Source organism: Streptomyces sp. NPDC057002, assembly GCF_042673825.1.
Taxonomy (GTDB): domain Bacteria; phylum Actinomycetota; class Actinomycetes; order Streptomycetales; family Streptomycetaceae; genus Streptomyces.
The window spans coordinates 1-20,275 of sequence record NZ_JBHURZ010000004.1; the positions used below are offsets into that span (position 1 = coordinate 1).

The following is a 20,275-nucleotide window of genomic DNA, read 5'->3' on the forward strand; positions in this document are numbered from 1 at the left end:
GGGGGTGTCCGTCCTCGGAACGTCGCGATGGGGTTGGACGCCGACTGACTGTTCGTTGACGCGACAACCGCTGCGGGCGGACACCCCCCGACACGTCCCCTTCTCGCCGTACGCGGGTGCGGGCACGTCCCGACACCGCCCCTTCCGTGAGCCGGCGGGTGCGGGCGCGTTGTGGCTCACGCCGGCCGCGGGCGGCCCGCAGTGGGGGCGGGCCGCACGCGGGCGGGTGGTGCGGGTCAGGAGCAGCGGGGGCGGATGTAGCCGTCGCTGCCTGTGTTCACGTAGGCGTCCGAGATGTACTGGCCGCTCGCGATGTTGTCCCAGATGGTCGTCGTGCCGTACGGGCCCGTGACGCGGGTGCCGGGTGTCTGGCAGTGGATGGCGACCCGGGCGCCTTCCGACAGGGTCCTGACGATCGGGTAGCCCGTGCCGGGGCCGCTGCGGACGTTGAGACGGATGCCGGGTGCGATCGAGTAGTACGTGGCCGCGGCGGCCAGTGTGGTGACCACCGGCATGCCGGTACTGCGCTTGACCTGTTCGACAGGCTCTACAGACATGAAAAACCTCCCCCGTTGACCCCATGGCAGCCATGGGGTCCCGTTGATTCCCCTGAATCACGCCATCAAACACTTGTGCATGATTCGCCAGCGGAGGCTAGCAAGCCGCCTCTGTCTCGTACGAGTCATCGACTAGGCTCCGTGCGTCGCGCGCGCGAACGAACAGCACGGGGGTGGTTCCATGGCGGCGCAGGGAAACGCCGGAGCGGGCCCGGAAGCGGAACTTCCTGAACATGCCGGTCACTACCGGCTCGAGGAGTGTCTGGGTTCGGGCGGCATGGGTGTCGTGCATCTGGCCCGGAGCACCTCCGGGATGAAGGTGGCCGTGAAGGTCGTGCACGCGCAGTTCGCCGAGGACCCCGAGTTCCGGGGGCGTTTCCGGCAGGAGGTGGCCGCGGCCCGGCGGGTCAGCGGCGCCTTTACCGCGCCTGTGGTGGATGCCGATCCCGAGGCCGGGCGGCCCTGGATGGCCACGCTGTTCATCCCGGGTCCGACGCTGGCCCAGGAGGTGAAGCGGAACGGGCCCTTGGCTCCGGCCCAGTTGCGGCGGCTGATGGCCGGGCTCGCCGAGGCGCTGCGCGACATCCACCGGGTCGGGGTCGTGCACCGGGACCTGAAGCCGAGCAATGTCCTGCTCGCCGAGGACGGGCCGAAGGTCATCGACTTCGGCATTTCCCGGCCAAAGGACAGCGAGTTGCGGACCGAGACCGGGAAGCTGATCGGTACGCCGCCGTTCATGGCGCCCGAGCAGTTCCGGCGGCCCCGGGAAGTGGGGCCCGCCGCCGATGTCTTCGCGCTCGGGTCCGTGATGGTGCACGCGGCCACCGGGCGGGGGCCGTTCGACTCCGACAGCCCTTACGTCGTCGCGTACCAGGTCGTGCACGACGAGCCCGAGTTGGACGGTGTACCGGAACAGCTGGCGCCGCTGGTGCTGCGGTGTCTCGCGAAGGAGCCCGAGGACCGGCCCTCGCCCGACGAGTTGATGCGGGAACTGCGGTCGGTGGCGGCCTCGTACGACACGCAGGTGTTCATACCGGCGCAGCGTGTGGAGGAGACGCCGGACGCGGGTGAGGTGCCGAGTGCGGATGAGCCGCCGGCCGTCGGGGCTCCGCGCCGGTCCAGGCTGCGCCTCGGGAAGCGGGCCGCTCTCGGTGCCGGTGCGCTGGGGCTGGCCGTCGTCGGCGCGCTGGCGGCGGTGCCCCTGGTCGGGGGCGGTCCCGGTCCGGCGCCCGCGGTCAGCGCACCGCGGACCACGGCTGCCGCCTTCACGGGGTGGGCGGCTACGCCGTTGTCCGGGACGGGCACTCCTCTGTGTTCTTACGCGGCCCGGAAGTTGCTCTGCGCGCAGAGCGGGCTGGTCTTCGCTCTGGATCCCGCTGACGGGCGTCTGCTGTGGAAGTACTCACTGGAGGGGATCGCCGCCGACGGGCCGCCGAGTGGGGCTCCGGTCGTGTCGGGTGGCCTGGTGCCGGCCGAGCTCGGCCATGGGCAGCGGCTGACCCTGCTCGATCCCGACTCGGGTGATGTGGTGCGGCGGCAGAACATGTCCATGTCCGGCGGGGTGCAGGAGGTGGGCGGGATGGTGCTGCTCACCGCCTCCGACGGCACGGTCACCGGTGTGGACAGTGCCTCCGGGGACGTGAAGTGGAGTCAGTCGATCCCGGGGCAGGACGTGCCGTACTTCGTGGCGTTCCCGGGTGATCCGCTGGCGTACGCGGCGACCGTGTCCGGTGACGGCGCCGGTACGACGGTCACCGCGGTGGACCCGGGCACGGGCGAGGTGCGGTGGGACGCGCGGCTGGAAGGGGCCTTGGAGCCGATCGGCAGCGAGGACGGGTCGGTCGTGTTCGTCTCGGTCGATGCCGTGCGCGGAGAGGCGCGGGCCGTGGTCCGGTACAGCCCGGAGGGACGGAAGAGCGAGCGTGTGCCGTTGCGCATCCCGTTGCAGGGGGTTCAGGGCAGTGTGCGTGGGGACGTCGTCCATCTGATGGCGGAGGGCGGAGGGCTGGTCGCTGTCGATCTGAAGGCGCGCAAGCAGTTGTGGAGCCTGCAGACCGGTGTGGCCAGGGGGTCCGTGCCCGTCGCCGGCGATCGGTATGTGTACGTCACCACGCCGGACGGCCGGCTGCTCGCCGTCGACGCGCGGCGCGGGAAGCTCGTCGGGCAGACCTCGCCACGGCTGAGCGGCCAGTCGGACCGGGTTCCGGCCACGCTGCCGACGCCCGTGGTCGTGGACGGCCGTGTCTACACCGGTGCTCCGGACGGCACCGTCTTCGCCGTGGACGGGCGGGATCCGTCCGCCTGGTAGCGGATACGGGAAGGGGCCGCCTCCCTGAGACGGCCCCTTCGAGAGAGTGCTCAGCCGAGCTTCGACACGTCCCGGACGGCGCCCTTGTCCGCGCTGGTCGCCATCGCGGCGTAGGCGCGCAGGGCGGCGGAGACCTTGCGCTCGCGGTTCTTCGGGGCGTAGACGCCGTTCAGCGCCTTCTCGCGGCGGGCCAGTTCGGCGTCGTCGACGAGGAGCTCGATGGTGCGGTTCGGGATGTCGATGCGGATGCGGTCGCCGTCCTCGACGAGGGCGATGGTGCCGCCGCCGGCCGCCTCGGGCGAGGCGTGCCCGATGGAGAGGCCGGAGGTGCCGCCGGAGAAGCGGCCGTCGGTGATCAGGGCGCAGGCCTTGCCGAGGCCGCGGCCCTTCAGGTACGAGGTCGGGTAGAGCATCTCCTGCATGCCGGGGCCGCCCTTGGGGCCCTCGTAGCGGATGACGACGACGTCGCCCTCCGTGATCTGTTTCAGCAGGATCTTCTCGACGGCCTCCTCCTGCGACTCGCAGACGACCGCCGGGCCCTCGAAGGTCCAGATCGACTCGTCGACGCCGGCCGTCTTCACCACGCAGCCGTCGACCGCGAGGTTGCCCTTGAGGACCGCGAGGCCGCCGTCCTTGGAGTACGCGTGCTCGACGGAGCGGATGCAGCCGCCCTCGGCGTCCTCGTCGAGGGCCTCCCAGCGCTCGGACTGGGAGAAGGCCTCGGCGGAGCGGACGCAGCCGGGGGCCGCGTGCCACAGCTCCAGGGCCTCGGGGGACGGGGAGCCGCCGCGCACGTCCCAGGTCTTCAGCCAGTCGGCCAGGGTCGGGCTGTGGACCGAGTGCACGTCCTCGTTGAGCAGGCCGCCGCGGTGCAGTTCGCCGAGGAGGGCGGGGATGCCGCCGGCGCGGTGCACGTCCTCCATGTAGTACGTGCGGTTCTTGGCGACGTTCGGGGCGACCTTGGCGAGGCAGGGGACGCGGCGGGAGACCTCGTTGATCTCCTCCAGACCGAAGGGGACGCCGGCCTCCTGGGCCGCGGCCAGCAGGTGCAGGATCGTGTTGGTCGAGCCGCCCATGGCGATGTCGAGGGCCATCGCGTTCTCGAAGGCGGCGAAGGTGGCGACATTGCGCGGCAGGACGGTGTCGTCGTCCTGCTCGTAGTAGCGGCGGGTGATGTCCATGACCGTGTTCGCCGCGTCGACGTAGAGCTGCTTGCGCGCGGTGTGCGTGGCCAGGACCGAGCCGTTGCCGGGCAGGGAGAGGCCGATGGCCTCGGTGAGGCAGTTCATCGAGTTGGCGGTGAACATGCCGGAACACGAGCCGCAGGTCGGACAGGCGTTCTCCTCGATACGGAGGATGTCCTCGTCCGAGATCTTGTCGTTCACCGCGTCGGAGATCGCGTCGACCAGGTCCAGCGTGCGGACCGTGCCGTCGACCAGCGTGGCGCGGCCGGACTCCATCGGGCCGCCGGAGACGAAGACCGTCGGGATGTTGAGGCGCAGAGCCGCGTTCAGCATGCCCGGGGTGATCTTGTCGCAGTTGGAGATGCAGATCAGGGCGTCGGCGCAGTGGGCCTCGACCATGTACTCGACCGAGTCCGCGATGAGGTCCCGGGAGGGGAGGCTGTACAGCATGCCGCCGTGGCCCATGGCGATGCCGTCGTCCACCGCGATGGTGTTGAACTCGCGCGGGATGCCGCCGGCCTCGACGATCGCCTCGCTGACGATCCGGCCGACCGGCTGGAGGTGGGTGTGGCCCGGCACGAACTCGGTGAAGCTGTTGGCGACCGCGATGATCGGCTTGCGGCCGATGTCCGCACCCGGTACACCGGAGGCCCGCATAAGGGCGCGGGCGCCCGCCATGTTGCGGCCGTGGGTGACTGTGCGGGACCTCAGCTCGGGCATCGTCGCTCGCTCCTTCAGAGACGGCGTCAGAGGATTCGGAGATTTCTGACTGCTACGAGCGTACGCCGGTCATCCAGAAGGCGGGACGGCGTGTCCGAAATGCGGGATGACTGTCTCGGTCGACGGCTGTGTTCGGCGGGTCAGGGCCCGGTGAGATGGCCCTGTACGACCGGGGCCAGCCGCGCGATGATCAGTTCCGGGTCCGCCGAGGCCAGGGGTTCGACCTTGATGACGTAGCGCAGCATGGCCGTGCCCACGAGCTGGGCGGCGGCGAGCTCGGCGCGCAGTTCGGCGTCCGGGAGGTCCAGGCGGCCGGCGATGCGGCGCAGCACCTGGGTGGCGACGATCCGGCGGAAGACGGCCGCCGCGGTCTCGTTGGTGACGGCGGAGCGGACGATGGCGAGCAGGGGCGCGCGGGTCGCCGGGTTCTCCCAGATGCCGAGGAAGAAGCGGACCAGGCGCTCCCCCACGCCGTCGAGCGGGCCCTCCTCGATGGCCTTCGGTGCCTCCATGGCGGGGGCGAAGGACTGGGTGATCGCCGCCTCGAAGACCTGTTCCTTCGTCCCGAAGTAGTGGTGCACGAGGGCCGGGTCGACCCCGGCCGCCTTGGCGATGCCGCGCACGGACGTCTTCTCGTAACCGCGCTCGGAGAACTCCTCGCGGGCGGCGGCCAGGATGCGGTCCCGGGTGTCGGCCGACTCCGCGCGCGGGGGGCGGCCCCGGCGGCGGGCGGTGGTGCCGGTTCCGGTTCCGGTTCCGGCCGGGGGTCCGCCGGAGGGCCCGTCGTTCATCGTCGCGGCACCTTCACCGCCGAGGCCAGGTGCAGGCGCGTGAAGGCCAGCGCCTCCGCCAGGTCGGCCTCCCGCTCCGCGCTCGACATGGCGCGGCGGGTGTTGACCTCGATGACGACATGGCCGTCGAAGCCGGTCAGGGCGAGCCGCTCCAGCACCTCGGCACAGGGCTGGTTGCCTCGGCCGGGCACCAGGTGCTCGTCCTTGGCGGATCCCCTGCCGTCGGCGAGGTGGACGTGGCCGAGGCGGTCCCCCATGCGGTCGACCATGTCCAGCGCGTCGGAGCGGGCCGTCGCGGTGTGGCTGAGGTCGATCGTGAAGTGGCGGTAGTCGTCCTTCGTCACGTCCCAGTCGGGGGCGTACGCGAGCATCTCGCGGTCGCGGTAGCGCCAGGGGTACATGTTCTCGACGGCGAACCGTACGTCCGTCTCGTTCGCCATGCGCCAGATGCCCGCGACGAAGTCCCTGGCGTACTGGCGCTGCCAGCGAAAGGGCGGGTGCACGACGACGGTGCTCGCGTCGAGCTTCTCGGCCGCCGCGCGGGCCCGCTGGAGCTTGGTCCAGGGGTCGGTGGACCAGACGCGCTGCGTGATGAGCAGGCAGGGGGCGTGCACGGCCAGGACGGGGATCTGGTGGTAGTCGCTGAGTCTGCGCAGGGCCTCGATGTCCTGGCTCACGGGGTCCGTCCAGACCATGACCTCGACTCCGTCGTAGCCGAGGCGTGCGGCGATCTCGAAGGCCGTGGCCGTCGACTCCGGGTAGACCGAGGCCGTCGACAGGGCGACCTTCGCGTCCGGGATCTTTACGGCTGGCTCTGCCATGCAGGACAGATTACGGGGTGTGGTCGGGGCGGGGCGGGGGGCCTCTTCGCCGTTGTGGTGTTTGCCACGGCGGGGGTGCATGTCCTTCGCAGCTCTCTTACGCGGACTCCAATGCTCTCCTACGCGGACTCCATGTGGTCCAGGCGCCGCAGGATCACGCCCTCCCGCAGCGCCCACGGGCAGATCTCCACGCGCTCGACGCCGAACAGGTCCATCGCGCCCTCGGCGACCAGTGCACCGGCCAGGAGCTGGTTCGCACGGCCCTCCGAGACACCCGGCAGCTCGGCCCGTTCCGCCTCCGTCATGCCGGCCAGCCTCGGGACCCAGGCCTCCAGGGACTCCCGCTTGAGCTCGCGCTGGACGTAGGGGCCCTCGGCGGAGCGGGCGGCGCCGGCGATACGGGCCAGCTGCTTGAAGGTCTTGGACGTGGCCACGACGTGGTCAGGAGAACCGATACGGCTGAACTCGCCGACCGTGCGAGCGATCTCGGTGCGTACATGGCGGCGCAGGGCGCGGACGTCGTCCTGGGAGGGCGGGTCGCCGGGCAGCCAGCCCGAGGTGAGGCGGCCCGCGCCGAGCGGCAGCGAGACGGCCGCGTCGGGCTCCTCGTCGATGCCGTAGGCGATCTCGAGGGAGCCGCCGCCGATGTCCAGGACCAGCAGTTTCCCGGCCGACCAGCCGAACCAGCGGCGGGCGGCGAGGAACGTGAGACGGGCCTCCTCCGCGCCGGTGAGGACCTGGAGCTCGACGCCGGTCTCCGCGCGCACACGCGCGAGGACGTCATCGGCGTTGCGGGCCTCGCGTACGGCGGAGGTGGCGAACGGCAGCAGATCCTCGACGCCCTTGTCCTCGGCGGCCTGGAGCGCCTCCTGGACGACCGAGACCAGTTGGTCGACGCCGTGCGGGCCGATCGCGCCGTCGTCGTCGAGAAGCTGGGCGAGGCGCAGTTCCGCCTTGTGCGAGTGCGCGGGCAACGGGCACGCGCCGGGATGCGCGTCCACCACGAGCAGATGCACCGTGTTCGATCCCACGTCGAGGACACCGAGTCTCATGTACGGAACGCTACTGCCAGCCGTGCCGTCCGCCGTCCTCGGTGTGGGTACAAGGCCCGTACCCTGGACCTGTGCCAAAGACGAAAAAGGCGAAACGCGACAAATCATCGGGTGCCGCGGTGTCCGACGAAAAGGGCCTCGACTTCGCCCGCGCGTGGGTGGAGTTTCCTGATCCGGCGGACGACGAGCAGGTCTTCCGCTGCGATCTGACATGGCTGACCTCTCGCTGGAACTGCATCTTCGGCAGCGGCTGCCAGGGCATCCAGGCAGGCCGCGCGGACGACGGGTGCTGCACGCTGGGTGCCCACTTCTCCGACGAGGACGACGAGAAGCGGGTCGCCGGGCATGTGGCGAGGCTCACGCCGGACATCTGGCAGAACCACGCCGAGGGCACGAGCAGCGGCTGGGTCTCCGAGGACGAGGACGGCGACCGGCAGACGCGGCCCTTCCAGGGGTCGTGCATCTTCCAGAACCGGCCCGGCTTCAAGGGCGGCGCGGGCTGCTCGCTGCACATCCTCGCCCTGAAGGAGGGCCGCGAGCCGCTGGAGACCAAGCCGGACGTGTGCTGGCAGCTGCCGGTGCGGCGGACGTACGAGTGGATCGACCGGCCCGACGACACGCGGGTGCTGCAGGTGTCGATCGGTGAGTACGACCGCCGCGGCTGGGGTCCGGGCGGCCATGACCTGCACTGGTGGTGCACGTCGGCGACCTCGGCGCACGGCGCGGGCGACCCGGTGTACGTGTCCTACCGTCCGGAGCTGATCGAGCTGATGGGCAAGGCGGGCTACGACCGGCTGGTCGAGCTGTGCGAGGAGCGGCTGGCCTCGCAGCTGCCGCTGCTGGCGCCGCATCCGGCGGATCCTCTGGACTGACCTGCGTCTATGCCGTGGCCGGGCTCGGGTCGTCGCCTTCCGAGGGCGGGGGCCCCGAGTCCGTCGGGTCCGGGTCCGGGGCCGTTTGCGTCGGGTCCGGGTCGGGTGACGGGGGCGGGGTGGTCGGCGTCGGGTCGGGGTCCGGCGCCGAGGTCGTGGGCGTCGGGTCGGGCTGGTGCGGTTGCGGGTCGCTGGGGTGGGGATCCGGGCCGGGGCCGGGATCGGCGGGGGTGGGCGCGGTGCCGAAGCCCTCGATGTGGACGGCGGCGCCGACGGGTGCCACCGCCACCTGCGCGCGCCAGGGGCCGGAGGGCTCCCGCAGATGGTCGACGTACACCTTGATCGTCAACGACTCGCCGGGCCGTAGCGTTCCCGAGGACTGGCTGAGGTAGAGCCAGTCGGCTCCCGTGGAGGCGGACCAGCGGACCGGGGCCGGGCCCGTGGCGGTGAGGGTGATCAGGGTGGTGTCGCCCGTGTTGTCCGCCGTGACGTCCAGGGTGCTCGCGCGGCCGGCGACGGCGACGCCGATGACCTCCACGGACACGTCGGCCTTGCCGTTCTTTCCGAAGCGGGGGCCGGGTCTGGTGCTCGCGTTGCCGGTGTTCTCGTAGCCGCCGCCCGCCATCTCGCCGTCCAGGCCGAGCGGGTCGTCCACCTCGAGCGCGGAGGCGGAGCGGCCGTCCTGGGCCTCGCCCACGGGGGTGCCCCGGTAGGCGGCCCACAGGGCGAGCACGGGGGCGGCCACGACGGTGGCGACGACGGTCGTGGTGACGGCACGCGCGCGGAGGCGGTCCCTGCGGGCGGCGCGGTCCTTGGGGTCCATCGGATAGCCGCGCCGGTCGAAGCGGGGTGCGGCGCCACGCGCGCGTGGCGGGTGGGCCATGGCCACGTGCAGGGCGGCGAGGGGCGCCGGCAGGACGGGCAGCGCGGCGGGCGTGACGCTGGTGCCGGGCCAGCGGCCGGGGATGGCGCGCTCGGCGGTGCGTCGGCAGCGCGGACAGTCGTCGACGTGCCGGACGAGTTCGCGGCGCAGGGCCGTGCCGAGCACGAGCCGGTCGTCACCGACGAGGTGGGCGACGCTCGGACACGCCCCGGTCTCCACCACGGCGAGGGCGGCGCGCGTGCGTTCGACCTCGCAGGCGGCGGAGGCGAGCAGGTCGCGGGTGGCGGCGAGGTCCATGCCGAGGACGGCGGCGACCTCGTGGGCGGCGAGGTGGTGGCGCACGGCCAGTTCGAGCGCCTCGCGCTGCTCCGGGGTGGTGCCGGCGGCCTCCGGCCAGGCCAGCAGGGCCAGTTCGCCGCGCCGCCGCTCCTGGACCTCCTCGGAGAGGGCCGGGGCGGCCGGGGGTTCGGCGCGCCGTGTGCGGCCCGCAGCGTGGCTGCTCGTACGTTTCTGCTTGGCCTCGGCCAGCCCCCGCAGGCACGCCCAGCGGGCCAGCGCGTACAGCCAGGCCCTGCGGTCCGCGGGCGCCTCGGGGACGTGCCTGCCGCGGCGTTCGGCGAGCGCGAGGACGTCGCCCAGGGCGGCGGTCGCGGCGTCGTGGTCGCACAGCACGGACAGGCAGTAGGTGAACAGGCCGTCCAGGTAGGGCTCGTAGCGCGCGGGCGGCCGCTGCACCAGCGTGCGCGCCGCACCGCGGTCACGCGCTTCCCGGTGCGCCCGGTGGGCGCCGGCCGAGCGGGTCGAGATCTCCGGCGTACTGCTCGTCATTCGGCGACCGTAGGGGGCCGGGAGTGTTACCTTCCGGCGGCTTGAGCACATTTAATCCGTACGGGTGAAACGATCCCTCAATAGGGGACAGGAACCAGTTGTTCCGACGCTGGCGCGGGGTGGCGGGGCCCTGGCGCGCAGTCGGCCGCGCCCTCCGGTCCCCGCGCTGTCAGTGGCTGCGGCTACGGTTTCGTCCATGGCTGCCCGTACGAAGACCACCAAGGACCGTCCGTCCTACCGCTGCACGGAGTGCGGGTGGCAGACGGCGAAGTGGCTCGGCCGCTGCCCCGAGTGTCAGGCCTGGGGGACGGTCGAGGAGTACGGCACGCCCGCGGTGCGTACGACGGCACCGGGCCGGGTCACCACCTCCGCCCTGCCCATCGGCCAGGTGGACGGGCGCCAGGCCACCGCCCGCCCCACCGGCGTGCCCGAGCTGGACCGCGTGCTCGGCGGAGGGCTGGTCCCCGGCGCGGTGGTGCTGGTCGCGGGCGAGCCGGGCGTCGGCAAGTCGACGCTCCTGCTCGACGTGGCGGCCAAGTCCGCGAGCGACGAGCACCGCACGCTGTACGTCACGGGCGAGGAGTCGGCGAGCCAGGTCCGGCTGCGCGCCGACCGCATCGGCGCCATCGACGACCACCTGTACCTGGCGGCCGAGACGGACCTGGCCGCGGTGCTGGGCCACTTGGACGCGGTGAAGCCGTCGCTGCTGATCATGGACTCGGTGCAGACGGTGGCCTCCCCCGAGATCGACGGCGCGCCCGGCGGCATGGCCCAGGTGCGGGAGGTCGCGGGGGCGCTCATCCGGGCCTCCAAGGAGCGCGGCATGTCCACCCTGCTGGTGGGCCATGTCACCAAGGACGGCGCGATCGCGGGCCCGCGCCTGCTGGAGCACCTCGTGGACGTCGTCCTGTCCTTCGAGGGCGACCGGCACGCCCGCCTCCGCCTCGTCCGAGGCGTCAAGAACCGCTACGGCACCACCGACGAGGTCGGCTGCTTCGAACTGCACGACGAGGGCATCACGGGCCTCGCGGACCCGAGCGGACTTTTCCTGACGCGTCGGGCCGAACCGGTCCCGGGCACCTGCCTGACCGTCACCCTGGAGGGCCGCCGCCCGCTGGTCGCCGAGGTCCAGGCCCTCACGGTCGACTCGCAGATCCCCTCCCCGCGCCGCACCACCTCGGGCCTGGAGACCTCCCGCGTCTCGATGATGCTGGCGGTGCTGGAACAGCGCGGGCGGATCAGCGCCTTGGGCAAGCGGGACATCTACTCCGCGACGGTCGGCGGCGTGAAGCTCTCGGAGCCCGCGGCGGATCTGGCCGTCGCCCTCGCCCTGGCGAGCGCGGCGAGTGACACACCTCTCCCCAAGAACCTGGTCGCGATCGGGGAAGTCGGTCTCGCCGGCGAGGTGAGACGGGTCACGGGCGTGCAGCGCAGGCTGGCGGAAGCCCACCGTCTGGGCTTCACACACGCCCTGGTACCGGGCGACCCGGGCAAGATCCCCGCGGGTATGAAGGTTCTGGAAGTCTCGGACATAGGGGACGCGCTGCGGGTCCTTCCCCGCTCCCGTCGCAGAGAGGCCCCACGGGACGAGGAGGGTCGCCGGTAGACTTTGCCCAGGTCTCGCCCGTCCGTGCGAACCAAGTGTGCGACACGGGGCGCCCCAGAACCTGCGACCGGAGGAGTGCAGTGGCAGCCAACGACCGGGCAGCAGCTCCCGGAAAATCCGGTGGGAGTGCCGGTACCGATGGCCTGATGCGCGCTTCACTGAGCGCCGTGGCACCCGGAACCGCCCTGCGTGACGGCCTGGAGCGCGTGCTCCGGGGCAACACCGGCGGTCTCATCGTGCTGGGCTCCGACAAGACGGTCGAGGCGCTGTGCAGCGGCGGCTTCGTGCTGGACGTCGAGTTCACCGCGACCCGGCTGCGCGAGCTGTGCAAGCTGGACGGCGGCATCGTGCTGTCCTCGGACCTGTCGAAGATCCTGCGCGCGGGCGTGCAGCTGGTCCCGGACCCGACGATCCCCACGGAGGAGACCGGCACCCGGCACCGCACCGCGGACCGCGTCAGCAGGCAGGTCGGCTTCCCGGTGGTCTCGGTCTCCCAGTCGATGCGGCTGATCGCCCTGTACGTCGACGGCCAGCGCCGTGTCCTGGAGGACTCGGCGGCGATCCTGTCCCGCGCCAACCAGGCCCTCGCCACCCTGGAGCGCTACAAGCTCCGCCTCGACGAGGTCGCGGGCACGCTGTCGGCGCTGGAGATCGAGGACCTGGTGACCGTCCGGGACGTCTCGGCGGTCGCCCAGCGCCTGGAGATGGTGCGCCGCATCGCCACGGAGATCGCCGAGTACGTGGTGGAGCTCGGCACCGACGGGCGTCTGCTGGCCCTCCAGCTCGACGAGCTGATCGCCGGCGTGGAGCCCGAGCGCGAGCTGGTCGTCCGGGACTACGTCCCCGAGCCGACCGCCAAGCGGTCCCGTACGGTCGACGAGGCCCTGGCCGAGCTCGACGCCCTCACCCACGCCGAGCTGCTCGAACTGCCCATCGTGGCACGGGCGTTGGGCTACACGGGCTCGCCCGAGACGCTGGACTCGGCGGTTTCCCCGCGCGGCTTCCGCCTCCTCGCCAAGGTGCCCCGGCTCCCCGGCGCGATCATCGACCGTCTCGTGGAGCACTTCGGCGGCCTGCAGAAGCTGCTCGCCGCGAGCGTCGACGATCTCCAGACGGTGGACGGCGTGGGCGAGGCCCGGGCGCGCAGCGTGCGGGAGGGCCTGTCGCGGCTGGCGGAGTCCTCGATCCTGGAGCGGTACGTCTAGCCTTCGGCGCACGCTGATGTGTGAGGGGGGTGTTCCCGGTCGGGAACACCCCCCTCACACATGAAGGCCTGGCGGCCGACTGAACGACAAGCGGCTAATCGTTCTTCAGGACGAACGACGTCTGCACCTTCGCGTAGCCCGGGGCCTTGGCTTCCACCAGGTACGTGCCCGCCCCGGCCGAGCCGGAGGGAGGCGTGGCGCACTCGGGGACGCTGGGCTTGCGGTCCCACTTCAGGGCGTAGGTGATGCCGCTGCCCGCGGGCACGCGGTACAGCCGGCTGCCGGCGACCCTGGGGCAGTCCTTGGAGGACCAGTAGCCATCGTCGGCGCTCGCCTCGGTGATCGTGAACACCGCGTTCTTCGGCCCGAGATCGATCTTGCAGTCGTGGCCGGAGATGTTCCGCGCGGTCAGCAGGAACGTGGGCGTCTGCTCGGGGTCGTAGTTGTTGTGCTGGCTGCGCAGGCTGAACTTGACCATGCTCGCGGTGCAGTTGGGCAGCATGGAACCGGCGGGCAGCGTGTCGCCCGCGCCGACGCCGCCCACCGTGGTACCGCCGTCGTAGCCACCGGCACCGCCGGAGCCGCCCGAACCGATCGAACCGCTCGATCCCTCGGACCCGCCGGAGCCGGAAACGCCGCCGGAGCCCGTGCCGGAACCGTCCCCTGCTCCACCGCCCGAGCCGTCACCGGAACCGCCGCCGGACCCCGCCCCGGACCCGGACGACGAGCCGCCGGAGCCCTCGTCGCCCGACTCGTCGCGCCCGCCGGGCGCTTGGCTGATCGCCGGACCCGAACTCGACGGGCCGGGAGTGATGGAGGGCGCGGGATTCTTGCCGTTGGCGCCGTTGTCGCCGTCCTTGCCGCCTTCGCCGCCCATCGTCACGAGCCAGGTGGTCAGCAGCGCCAACAGGGCAGCCACGGACACCAGTACGACCCTCCGACGCCAGTAGATGGAGGAGGGGAGCGGCCCGACCGGATTGCGCAGAGATCCCACGGCGCAAACCTTACGAGAGATCGGAGCGTTCGCCGGTCCCACCCGCCGCTCAGGCTCACAACTTTTCCGGATCATCATGCCGGAAGCAGCCGTCTCACCCCTGTCTTTCGTCAGATACGGCACCCGACGATCGCTGGGTGTGACGGGATCGGTCCGCCACCTACCGTCCGTGACCATGGACTTCGAGAGCAGCGCGCTCTACCGCGACATCACCGACTTCGCCGACGACTCCCCGGTGTGGATACAGCACGGGGCCGGATTATGGACGGAGGCCGGACTGCTGGTCTTCGTCCTGCTGTTCGCCGCCGCCTGGTGGCGTGCCCGCCGTGACACCCCCCACGCGTTCGCGATAGCGGCCCTTGCACCTCTGGCCACGGCTGTGGCGTATGTGTGCAGTGAGGTGCTCAAGTCGGCCGTCACGCAGGAGCGTCCGTGCCGGGCGGTCGCCGGGGCGGCGGCGTCCCTGGCCGAGTGTCCGCCGCACGGCGACTGGTCGTTCCCGTCCAACCACGCCACGATCGCGGGCGCCGCGGCCGTCGCCCTGGCCCTGGTCCGGCGCACCCTCCTGTGGCTGACGGCCCCGCTCGCCCTGCTGATGGCCTTCTCCCGGGTCTTCGTCGGCGTGCACTATCCGCACGACGTGGTCGCGGGGCTGGGCCTCGGCACGCTCGTCGCCCTCGTCGCCGTACGGCTGGGCACGGGTCCGATGACTCGGCTGGCCGGGGCGATGCGCGGTTCGACGGCACCGGCCGCGCGATGGGTCACTGGGCCGGGCCCGGCGCCCGTACGGTCGTACGGGACGCACGCGCGGCCCTGAGCCGACGGGGCGTCACGGTTCGACCAGTCCCGCCTCGTACGCCACGATCGCCGCCTGCACGCGGTTGCGCACGCCCAGCCGGTCCAGGACCGCGCTGACATACGCCTTCACCGTGCCCTCGACGAGATGCAGCCGGGCGGCGATCTCCGGGTTGGACAGGCCGGCGCCGACCAGGCCGAGCACCTCGCGTTCGCGGGGGCTCAGGACGGACACGCGGGCGCGTGCCTGTGCCTCGCGGGTGAGCCGGCCGCCGCCGAGGCCCTCGTCGATGACGTACCGGGCCACCTTCGGCGACAGGAACGCGGCGCCCGCGGCCACCGCCCGTACGCCGGCGATCAGTTCGTACGGGTCCCCGGACTTCAGCAGGAAACCGGTGGCGCCGCCGCCGAGGGCGCGGGTGACGTAGGCGCCCTCGGAGAAGGTGGTGAGCATCGCGACGGCCGTGCCGGGCACGGTCCGTACGATCTCCTCCGCCGCCGTCAGGCCGTCCAGGCGCAGCATGCGGATGTCGAGCAGGGCCACGTCCGGGCGGTGGGCGCGGGCCAGCTCGACCGCCTCGCGGCCGTCGCCCGCCTCGGCGACGACCTCCGTCTCGCCGCCGCTGCCCAGGATGGCGCGCACCCCGGCCCGCACCATCGCCTCGTCGTCGGCCAGCAGCACGCGGATCATTGTGAGAACTCCTCGTAATTCTCCTGGCCTTCGCCGGACCGGCCGGCGCGCGGGACCACGTCCTTGGCGACGAGCCGCCCGGCGGCGAAACACAGTCTGAAGTGGTCGACGGAGACGAACAGCTCGCCGCTCGCCCGGTAGTAACGGCAGTCGGCGCTCTCCGGTGCCGGTGTGGCCGCCCGCTCGGCGGGCGGGTCGTTCACGTCCCGTTCGGGCAGGACGCGCTCGACATCGGCGGCCGGGGCGCCCAGGCGCAGTTTCGCGTAGGCGGCGGGTGCGAGCACCGAGTGCTTCTCCACGTACGCGTACCAGCCGAAGGCGGCTCCGACGAGGGCGACGCCCGTGGCGGCGGCCGTGCCGAGGGCCATGGCGACCCGGCGGCGGGCGTGGGTGAGCGGAGAGGGGGCGAGGCGTGCCGGTCTGGTCGCGGTCTGCTGTGCGGGGACGTACGCCCGGACGCGGTAGCCCTCCCCCTGCGGGCCCGCCTCGAACTCCCCGCCGACGGCGGTCACGGCGGTCCGCAGCCCGAGCAGGCCGGTGCCGCCACCGGAGGGCCGGGAACTGGGCTCGGTGGACGGGCCGTTGGTGACGGTGACGGACGTCCCCTCGGCCCGCCCGGTCACCGCCACGACCACAGGGGCGCCCGGTGCGTGCCGTGTCGCGTTGGTCAGCGCCTCACGGGCCACGCGGTACAGCAGCCGTTCGGCGAGGCCTCCGGGTGCCGCGGTCGGGCGCCGGCCGGCGGGCTGCTCCCAGCGGACCTGGAGGCCGGACTCCGCTGCGCGGGCTACGAGTTGTTCCAGGGTCTCGCCCGCGGGGGTCAGCGGCACCGGCTCGTCGTCCTCGCGCAGGACGCCGATGATGCGGTGCAGCCGGTCCGTGGCGTCGGCTGCCGCCCCGCGCAGTTCGGCCGCCGCCGCCCGGTGTTCGCCGGCGAGGCCGGGAGCGACCTGGAGGGCGCCCGCGCGCAGGGCGATGAGGCTCAGCTCGTGGCCGAGGGAGTCGTGCATGTCCTGGGCGATCCGCGAGCGTTCGCGCAGCCGGGCGCGTTCCTCGGCGAGGCGCTGCTCGTCCTCCAGCCGGGCCGCCCGCAGCCAGCCCTCCGCGGCCAGCTCTCGGCTCTGCCGCCAGTAGCGCCCGCCGAGCCAGGGGAAGACACAGCCGAAGAGCAGCGTGCCCGTCATGACCAGCCACTCGGGGGCCGGGTCGACCCCGGCGAGCACGATCCGCGCGGTGCCCGCACAGCCGACGGCGGCGAAGCCCAGCACCGCGGGGCGGGCCCGGGCCGCCCGCAGGCCGAGGAGCAGCGCGAACACGCCGAGGGCCGGGCCGTAGGAGACGGTGAACAGGGCCGGGGCGGCGGTCAGGCTCAGGGTGGCCGCCAGCCCGAAGGCGGCGAGCGGCAGCCGCCGGGACAGGCCGGCCGCCGCGGCCAGCGCCGCCACACCGGCGGCCTGCTGCCAGACCGTGCGAGGCTCGTTCAGCCCGATCCGGTCCGCCGTGAGCGCGGGGAGGGCGAGGGCGGCCCAGAGGAGGGCGCCCCGGGCGAGCCGCGCCGAACGAGATCGTTCCATTCGGCCGACGCTATCGGCGGACGGCGGGGCGGCACTGCTGCCGATCGTCAGGTACCGATCGTCAGGTACCTCGCCCTCTCGGGTCGCGGTGTGCCCGATTCGCGGCTCCCGCGTGGCAGGATCGAATGGCCATGACTGCTCCCACGAACACCCCGCGCACCAGCCCCGGCCCCACCGACACCGCGTCCGGCCCGCCCCAGGGCGAGGACCTGCACTCCCCCGTCATCGACTGGTTCGACGACAACGCCCGCGACCTGCCGTGGCGGCGCCCCGAGGCCGGGGCGTGGGGCGTGATGGTCAGTGAGTTCATGCTCCAGCAGACGCCGGTGAACCGCGTCCTGCCCGTCTATGAGCAGTGGCTGGCCCGCTGGCCGCGCCCCGCCGACCTGGCCAAGGAGGCGCCCGGCGAGGCCGTCCGCGCCTGGGGCCGGCTCGGCTACCCGCGCCGCGCGCTGCGGCTGCACGGCGCCGCCGTCGCCATAACGGAACGGCACGGCGGTGACGTACCGGCCGACCACGCCCAGTTGCTGGCACTGCCCGGCATCGGCGAGTACACGGCCGCCGCCGTCGCGTCCTTCGCCTACGGGCAGCGCCACCCGGTGCTGGACACCAATGTGCGCCGGGTGTTCGCCCGCGCGGTCACCGGCGTGCAGTACCCGCCGAACGCCACCACCGCCGCCGAGCGCAAACTGGCCCGCGCGCTCCTCCCCGAGGAAGAGTCGACCGCCGCCCGCTGGGCCGCCGCCTCCATGGAGCTGGGCGCGCTGGTGTGCACGGCGAAGAGCGAGTCGTGCCACCGCTGCCCGATCGCCGCGCAGTGCGCGTGGCGGCTGGCGGGCAAGCCGGAGCACGACGGTCCGCCGCGCCGCGGCCAGACGTACGCGGGCACCGACCGGCAGGTCCGCGGGCGGCTGCTCGCCGTGCTGCGGGAGGCCCACGCCCCGGTTCCGCAGGCGGCACTGGACCGCGTGTGGCACGAGCCGGTGCAGCGGGCCCGTGCCCTGGACGGCCTGGTCGCCGACGGCTTGGTGGAGCCGCTGGCGGGCGGGATGTACCGGCTGCCGCTGACCTGATGTACAGGCAGATCACAGCCATGGGTCTCCCGTAACGGCGACACAGGGTGGACAAATCACCCCATAGCGGCCTCAACACCCCCATCGCTGTACCCCGTTCCGACTTCCGTTACACAACCGACGGACAGCCGAGTGCTAGCCGCAGGCTGCTTCGGACAGCGCCGTGACAACGCCTCCGTACCTTCAAATGCGTTCCCGGAAGACACGGGACGACCAAGGAACACAGGCAGTGCACGGGCGGCGGGGAGCCGGCCCGAACGGGGAAACGGGAGGCGGTTCACCATGGCGCAGGGCGAGGTGCTCGAGTTCGAGGAGTACGTCCGCACCCGGCAGGACGCACTGCTGCGCAGTGCTCGCCGCCTGGTCCCGGACCCGACGGACGCACAGGATCTGCTGCAGACGGCGCTGGTACGGACCTACGGCCGCTGGGAGACCATCGAGGACAAGCGTCTCGCGGACGCCTACCTGCGCCGGGTCATGATCAACACGCGGACGGAGTGGTGGCGGGCCCGCAAGCTGGAGGAGGTCCCGACCGAGCAGCTCCCGGACGCCTCGGTCGACGACGCCACCGAGCAGCACGCGGACCGCGCCCTGCTGATGGACATCCTGAAGGTCCTCGCCCCGAAGCAGCGCAGTGTCGTCGTGCTGCGACACTGGGAGCAGATGTCCACGGAGGAGACGGCCGCCGCCCTCGGTATGTCGGCCGGAACGGTCAAGAGCACGCTGCACCGGGCGCTCGCCCGGCTCCGCGAGGAGCTGGAGTCCCGCGATCTGGACGCACGCGCGCTGGAGCGTGAGGAGCGGGAGCGGTGCGCGGCCTGACCGGCGAGGGGTCTGCACGGACCCGGGGCAGCATCCAGGCGGTGAGCACGGCATCGGCCGTGGTCACCGCCCTCGCCCTTTTCGTGTCCGGGTGCGGCGCCGGCGGCACCGGCGCGCGTGACGAGGGCCCGGCGCACGCCGACGCGGTGGCGGGCGCCTCCGCCGCCACACCCTCGGCCTCCCCGTCCAAGACGCCCGACACCGTGAACGCGGTCCGGCTAGTCAAGGACGACCCCAAGGTCTCACCCGAGGTGAAGCGCGAGCTGAAGCCGTGCGTGGCCGACGAGTATCCCGTCGACGTGTCCTACGGCAATCTGACCGGCGGGTCGGCCGACGATGTCGTCGTCAATGTGCTGACCTGCGGTGACGCGGTGGGCATCGGCAGCTACGTGTATCGCGAGCGGGACGGCTCGTACGAGAATGTGTTCAAGGCCGAGGAACCCCCGGTCTACGCGGAGATCGACCGCGGCGACCTGGTGGTGACCAAGCAGGTGTACGACAAGGGCGACCCGGTGTCGAGCCCCTCCGGGGAGAACGTGATCACGTACAGATGGGCTTCCGGCCGGTTCAGCGAGAAGTACCGCACGCACAACGACTACGGCAAGGTCGTCGGCGACAGCCCGTCGCCGGTGCCCGCGAGCTGACGCGGGCGCGGCGTGCGTGAACCGATCGGGCCGCTCGGACCGATCCATGGGTGAACGCGATGCACGGACCGTGCGTCCCCTGAGAGGACGGACCGTGCGTCTCCTGAGAAGTACGCACCCCCACGACCCACACGAGGACTGAGAGCACCGGGATGGCAGACCAGACCCACGTTCTGTTCGTCGAGGACGACGACGTCATCCGCGAGGCCACACAGCTCGCCCTGGAACGGGACGGCTTCGTGGTCACCGCGATGCCCGACGGACTGTCGGGCCTGGAGGCGTTCCGGACGGACCGCCCCGACATCGCGCTGCTGGACGTCATGGTTCCCGGCCTCGACGGGGTCAGCCTGTGCCGCCGTATCCGGGACGAGTCGACCGTGCCGGTCATCATGCTGTCGGCGCGGGCCGACTCCATCGACGTGGTGCTGGGCCTGGAGGCGGGTGCCGACGACTATGTGACCAAGCCGTTCGACGGGGCCGTGCTGGTCGCCCGGATCCGCGCGGTGCTGCGCCGCTTCGGGCACGCCGGCGGCGGCCGGGCCGAGGAGCCGGACGCCCCGGCGAGCGGCGGGATGCTGGCCTTCGGGGACCTGGAGGTCGACACCGAGGGTATGGAGGTCCGCCGGGCCGGGCAGCCGGTGGCGTTGACGCCGACCGAGATGCGGCTGCTGCTGGAGTTCTCCTCGGCGCCGGGCACGGTGCTTTCCCGCGACAAGCTGCTGGAGCGGGTGTGGGACTACGGCTGGGGCGGGGACACCCGGGTCGTCGATGTGCATGTGCAGCGGCTGCGGCAGAAGATCGGCCAGGACCGTATCGAGACGGTCCGTGGTTTCGGCTACAAGTTGAAGGCCTGAG

The 20,275-nt window shown here is 72.4% G+C and carries 18 protein-coding genes; 9 read left to right on the forward strand and 9 right to left on the reverse strand.

The genetic code is table 11. The features are described from left to right. Positions 1-236: 236 nt before the first annotated feature. Positions 237-557 (reverse strand): SH3 domain-containing protein, encoded by a 321-nt coding sequence (locus tag ACFT32_RS19880; RefSeq protein WP_382490772.1) that lies wholly within the window; start codon positions 555-557, stop codon positions 237-239. A gap of 181 nt (positions 558-738) precedes the next feature. Between ACFT32_RS19880 and ACFT32_RS19885 the strand changes: the two genes are divergently transcribed. After that, positions 739-2,865, forward strand: coding sequence for a PQQ-binding-like beta-propeller repeat protein (locus tag ACFT32_RS19885; protein WP_382490775.1), 2,127 nt, complete (start codon positions 739-741; stop codon positions 2,863-2,865). 50 nt (positions 2,866-2,915) lie between these two features. Here ACFT32_RS19885 and ilvD read toward each other — a convergent pair whose 3' ends face one another. From ilvD to ACFT32_RS19905, 4 genes are all read right to left on the reverse strand, one after another. Then, entirely contained in the window at positions 2,916-4,769 is a 1,854-nt protein-coding gene (gene ilvD / locus ACFT32_RS19890) for a dihydroxy-acid dehydratase (protein WP_382490778.1), read from the reverse strand. 140 nt (positions 4,770-4,909) lie between these two features. Further along, positions 4,910-5,560, reverse strand: a complete 651-nt coding sequence (locus ACFT32_RS19895; RefSeq protein WP_382490781.1) for a TetR family transcriptional regulator — start codon at positions 5,558-5,560, stop codon at positions 4,910-4,912. Beyond that, positions 5,557-6,381, reverse strand: coding sequence for a sugar phosphate isomerase/epimerase family protein (locus ACFT32_RS19900; protein ID WP_382490784.1), 825 nt, complete (start codon positions 6,379-6,381; stop codon positions 5,557-5,559). Before ACFT32_RS19900 ends, ACFT32_RS19895 begins: the two co-directional genes overlap by 4 nt. Before the next feature lie 119 nt (positions 6,382-6,500). Continuing rightward, complete coding sequence (locus ACFT32_RS19905) at positions 6,501-7,433, reverse strand: Ppx/GppA family phosphatase (RefSeq protein ID WP_382490787.1); 933 nt, start codon at positions 7,431-7,433, stop codon at positions 6,501-6,503. 71 nt (positions 7,434-7,504) lie between these two features. On the opposite strand from ACFT32_RS19905, the gene ACFT32_RS19910 reads away from it, so the two are divergent. Then, positions 7,505-8,305 (forward strand): hypothetical protein, encoded by an 801-nt coding sequence (locus ACFT32_RS19910; protein ID WP_382490790.1) that lies wholly within the window; start codon positions 7,505-7,507, stop codon positions 8,303-8,305. Positions 8,306-8,312: 7 nt separating this feature from the next. Here ACFT32_RS19910 and ACFT32_RS19915 read toward each other — a convergent pair whose 3' ends face one another. Continuing rightward, positions 8,313-10,016 (reverse strand): hypothetical protein, encoded by a 1,704-nt coding sequence (locus ACFT32_RS19915; protein ID WP_382490791.1) that lies wholly within the window; start codon positions 10,014-10,016, stop codon positions 8,313-8,315. A gap of 196 nt (positions 10,017-10,212) precedes the next feature. Here ACFT32_RS19915 and radA point away from each other — a divergent pair, with 196 nt between their 5' ends. Further along, positions 10,213-11,622, forward strand: a complete 1,410-nt coding sequence (radA, locus tag ACFT32_RS19920) for a DNA repair protein RadA (protein ID WP_382490794.1) — start codon at positions 10,213-10,215, stop codon at positions 11,620-11,622. Between the two features lie 80 nt (positions 11,623-11,702). Continuing rightward, on the forward strand, positions 11,703-12,827 hold the full coding sequence (disA, locus tag ACFT32_RS19925; protein WP_215119785.1) for a DNA integrity scanning diadenylate cyclase DisA: 1,125 nt from the start codon (positions 11,703-11,705) through the stop codon (positions 12,825-12,827). A 94-nt stretch (positions 12,828-12,921) separates the two neighbouring features. Here disA and ACFT32_RS19930 read toward each other — a convergent pair whose 3' ends face one another. Next, complete coding sequence (locus ACFT32_RS19930) at positions 12,922-13,821, reverse strand: hypothetical protein (protein ID WP_382490798.1); 900 nt, start codon at positions 13,819-13,821, stop codon at positions 12,922-12,924. Positions 13,822-13,996: 175 nt separating this feature from the next. On the opposite strand from ACFT32_RS19930, the gene ACFT32_RS19935 reads away from it, so the two are divergent. Beyond that, complete coding sequence (locus ACFT32_RS19935) at positions 13,997-14,638, forward strand: phosphatase PAP2 family protein (RefSeq protein ID WP_382490800.1); 642 nt, start codon at positions 13,997-13,999, stop codon at positions 14,636-14,638. A 12-nt stretch (positions 14,639-14,650) separates the two neighbouring features. Here the strand turns inward: ACFT32_RS19935 and ACFT32_RS19940 are convergent, their stop codons facing one another. Then, the gene (locus ACFT32_RS19940; protein WP_382490803.1) at positions 14,651-15,307 is read right to left on the reverse strand and encodes a response regulator; all 657 of its coding nucleotides are present in this window, start codon (positions 15,305-15,307) and stop codon (positions 14,651-14,653) included. After that, positions 15,304-16,881 carry a sensor histidine kinase gene (locus ACFT32_RS19945; protein WP_382490806.1) on the reverse strand — a complete coding sequence of 526 codons (1,578 nt, stop codon included), beginning with the start codon at positions 16,879-16,881 and terminating at the stop codon, positions 15,304-15,306. The genes ACFT32_RS19940 and ACFT32_RS19945 overlap by 4 nt, the downstream gene beginning before the upstream one ends. A gap of 131 nt (positions 16,882-17,012) precedes the next feature. Here ACFT32_RS19945 and ACFT32_RS19950 point away from each other — a divergent pair, with 131 nt between their 5' ends. The 4 genes from ACFT32_RS19950 (at position 17,013) to cseB (ending at position 20,274) form a co-directional block, all read left to right on the forward strand. Then, complete coding sequence (locus tag ACFT32_RS19950; RefSeq protein ID WP_382490808.1) at positions 17,013-17,954, forward strand: A/G-specific adenine glycosylase; 942 nt, start codon at positions 17,013-17,015, stop codon at positions 17,952-17,954. Between the two features lie 282 nt (positions 17,955-18,236). Continuing rightward, a complete protein-coding gene (locus ACFT32_RS19955) occupies positions 18,237-18,776 on the forward strand; it encodes a SigE family RNA polymerase sigma factor (RefSeq protein WP_030251439.1) in 540 nt (179 codons plus the stop codon). Beyond that, positions 18,764-19,420, forward strand: a complete 657-nt coding sequence (locus ACFT32_RS19960; RefSeq protein WP_382490812.1) for a hypothetical protein — start codon at positions 18,764-18,766, stop codon at positions 19,418-19,420. Before ACFT32_RS19955 ends, ACFT32_RS19960 begins: the two co-directional genes overlap by 13 nt. Positions 19,421-19,572: 152 nt before the next feature. After that, complete coding sequence (gene cseB / locus ACFT32_RS19965) at positions 19,573-20,274, forward strand: two-component system response regulator CseB (protein ID WP_382490815.1); 702 nt, start codon at positions 19,573-19,575, stop codon at positions 20,272-20,274. Position 20,275 lies beyond the last annotated feature (1 nt).

Coding starts and splice junctions, on each gene's coding strand:
- ACFT32_RS19880 (WP_382490772.1), bottom strand. CDS start 557: ATGTCTGTAGAGCCTGTCGAACAGGTCAAGCGCAGTACCGGCATGCCG.
- ACFT32_RS19885 (WP_382490775.1), top strand. CDS start 739: ATGGCGGCGCAGGGAAACGCCGGAGCGGGCCCGGAAGCGGAACTTCCT.
- ilvD (WP_382490778.1), bottom strand. CDS start 4,769: ATGCCCGAGCTGAGGTCCCGCACAGTCACCCACGGCCGCAACATGGCG.
- ACFT32_RS19895 (WP_382490781.1), bottom strand. CDS start 5,560: ATGAACGACGGGCCCTCCGGCGGACCCCCGGCCGGAACCGGAACCGGA.
- ACFT32_RS19900 (WP_382490784.1), bottom strand. CDS start 6,381: ATGGCAGAGCCAGCCGTAAAGATCCCGGACGCGAAGGTCGCCCTGTCG.
- ACFT32_RS19905 (WP_382490787.1), bottom strand. CDS start 7,433: ATGAGACTCGGTGTCCTCGACGTGGGATCGAACACGGTGCATCTGCTC.
- ACFT32_RS19915 (WP_382490791.1), bottom strand. CDS start 10,016: ATGACGAGCAGTACGCCGGAGATCTCGACCCGCTCGGCCGGCGCCCAC.
- radA (WP_382490794.1), top strand. CDS start 10,213: ATGGCTGCCCGTACGAAGACCACCAAGGACCGTCCGTCCTACCGCTGC.
- ACFT32_RS19935 (WP_382490800.1), top strand. CDS start 13,997: ATGGACTTCGAGAGCAGCGCGCTCTACCGCGACATCACCGACTTCGCC.
- ACFT32_RS19940 (WP_382490803.1), bottom strand. CDS start 15,307: ATGATCCGCGTGCTGCTGGCCGACGACGAGGCGATGGTGCGGGCCGGG.
- ACFT32_RS19945 (WP_382490806.1), bottom strand. CDS start 16,881: ATGGAACGATCTCGTTCGGCGCGGCTCGCCCGGGGCGCCCTCCTCTGG.
- ACFT32_RS19950 (WP_382490808.1), top strand. CDS start 17,013: ATGACTGCTCCCACGAACACCCCGCGCACCAGCCCCGGCCCCACCGAC.
- ACFT32_RS19955 (WP_030251439.1), top strand. CDS start 18,237: ATGGCGCAGGGCGAGGTGCTCGAGTTCGAGGAGTACGTCCGCACCCGG.
- cseB (WP_382490815.1), top strand. CDS start 19,573: ATGGCAGACCAGACCCACGTTCTGTTCGTCGAGGACGACGACGTCATC.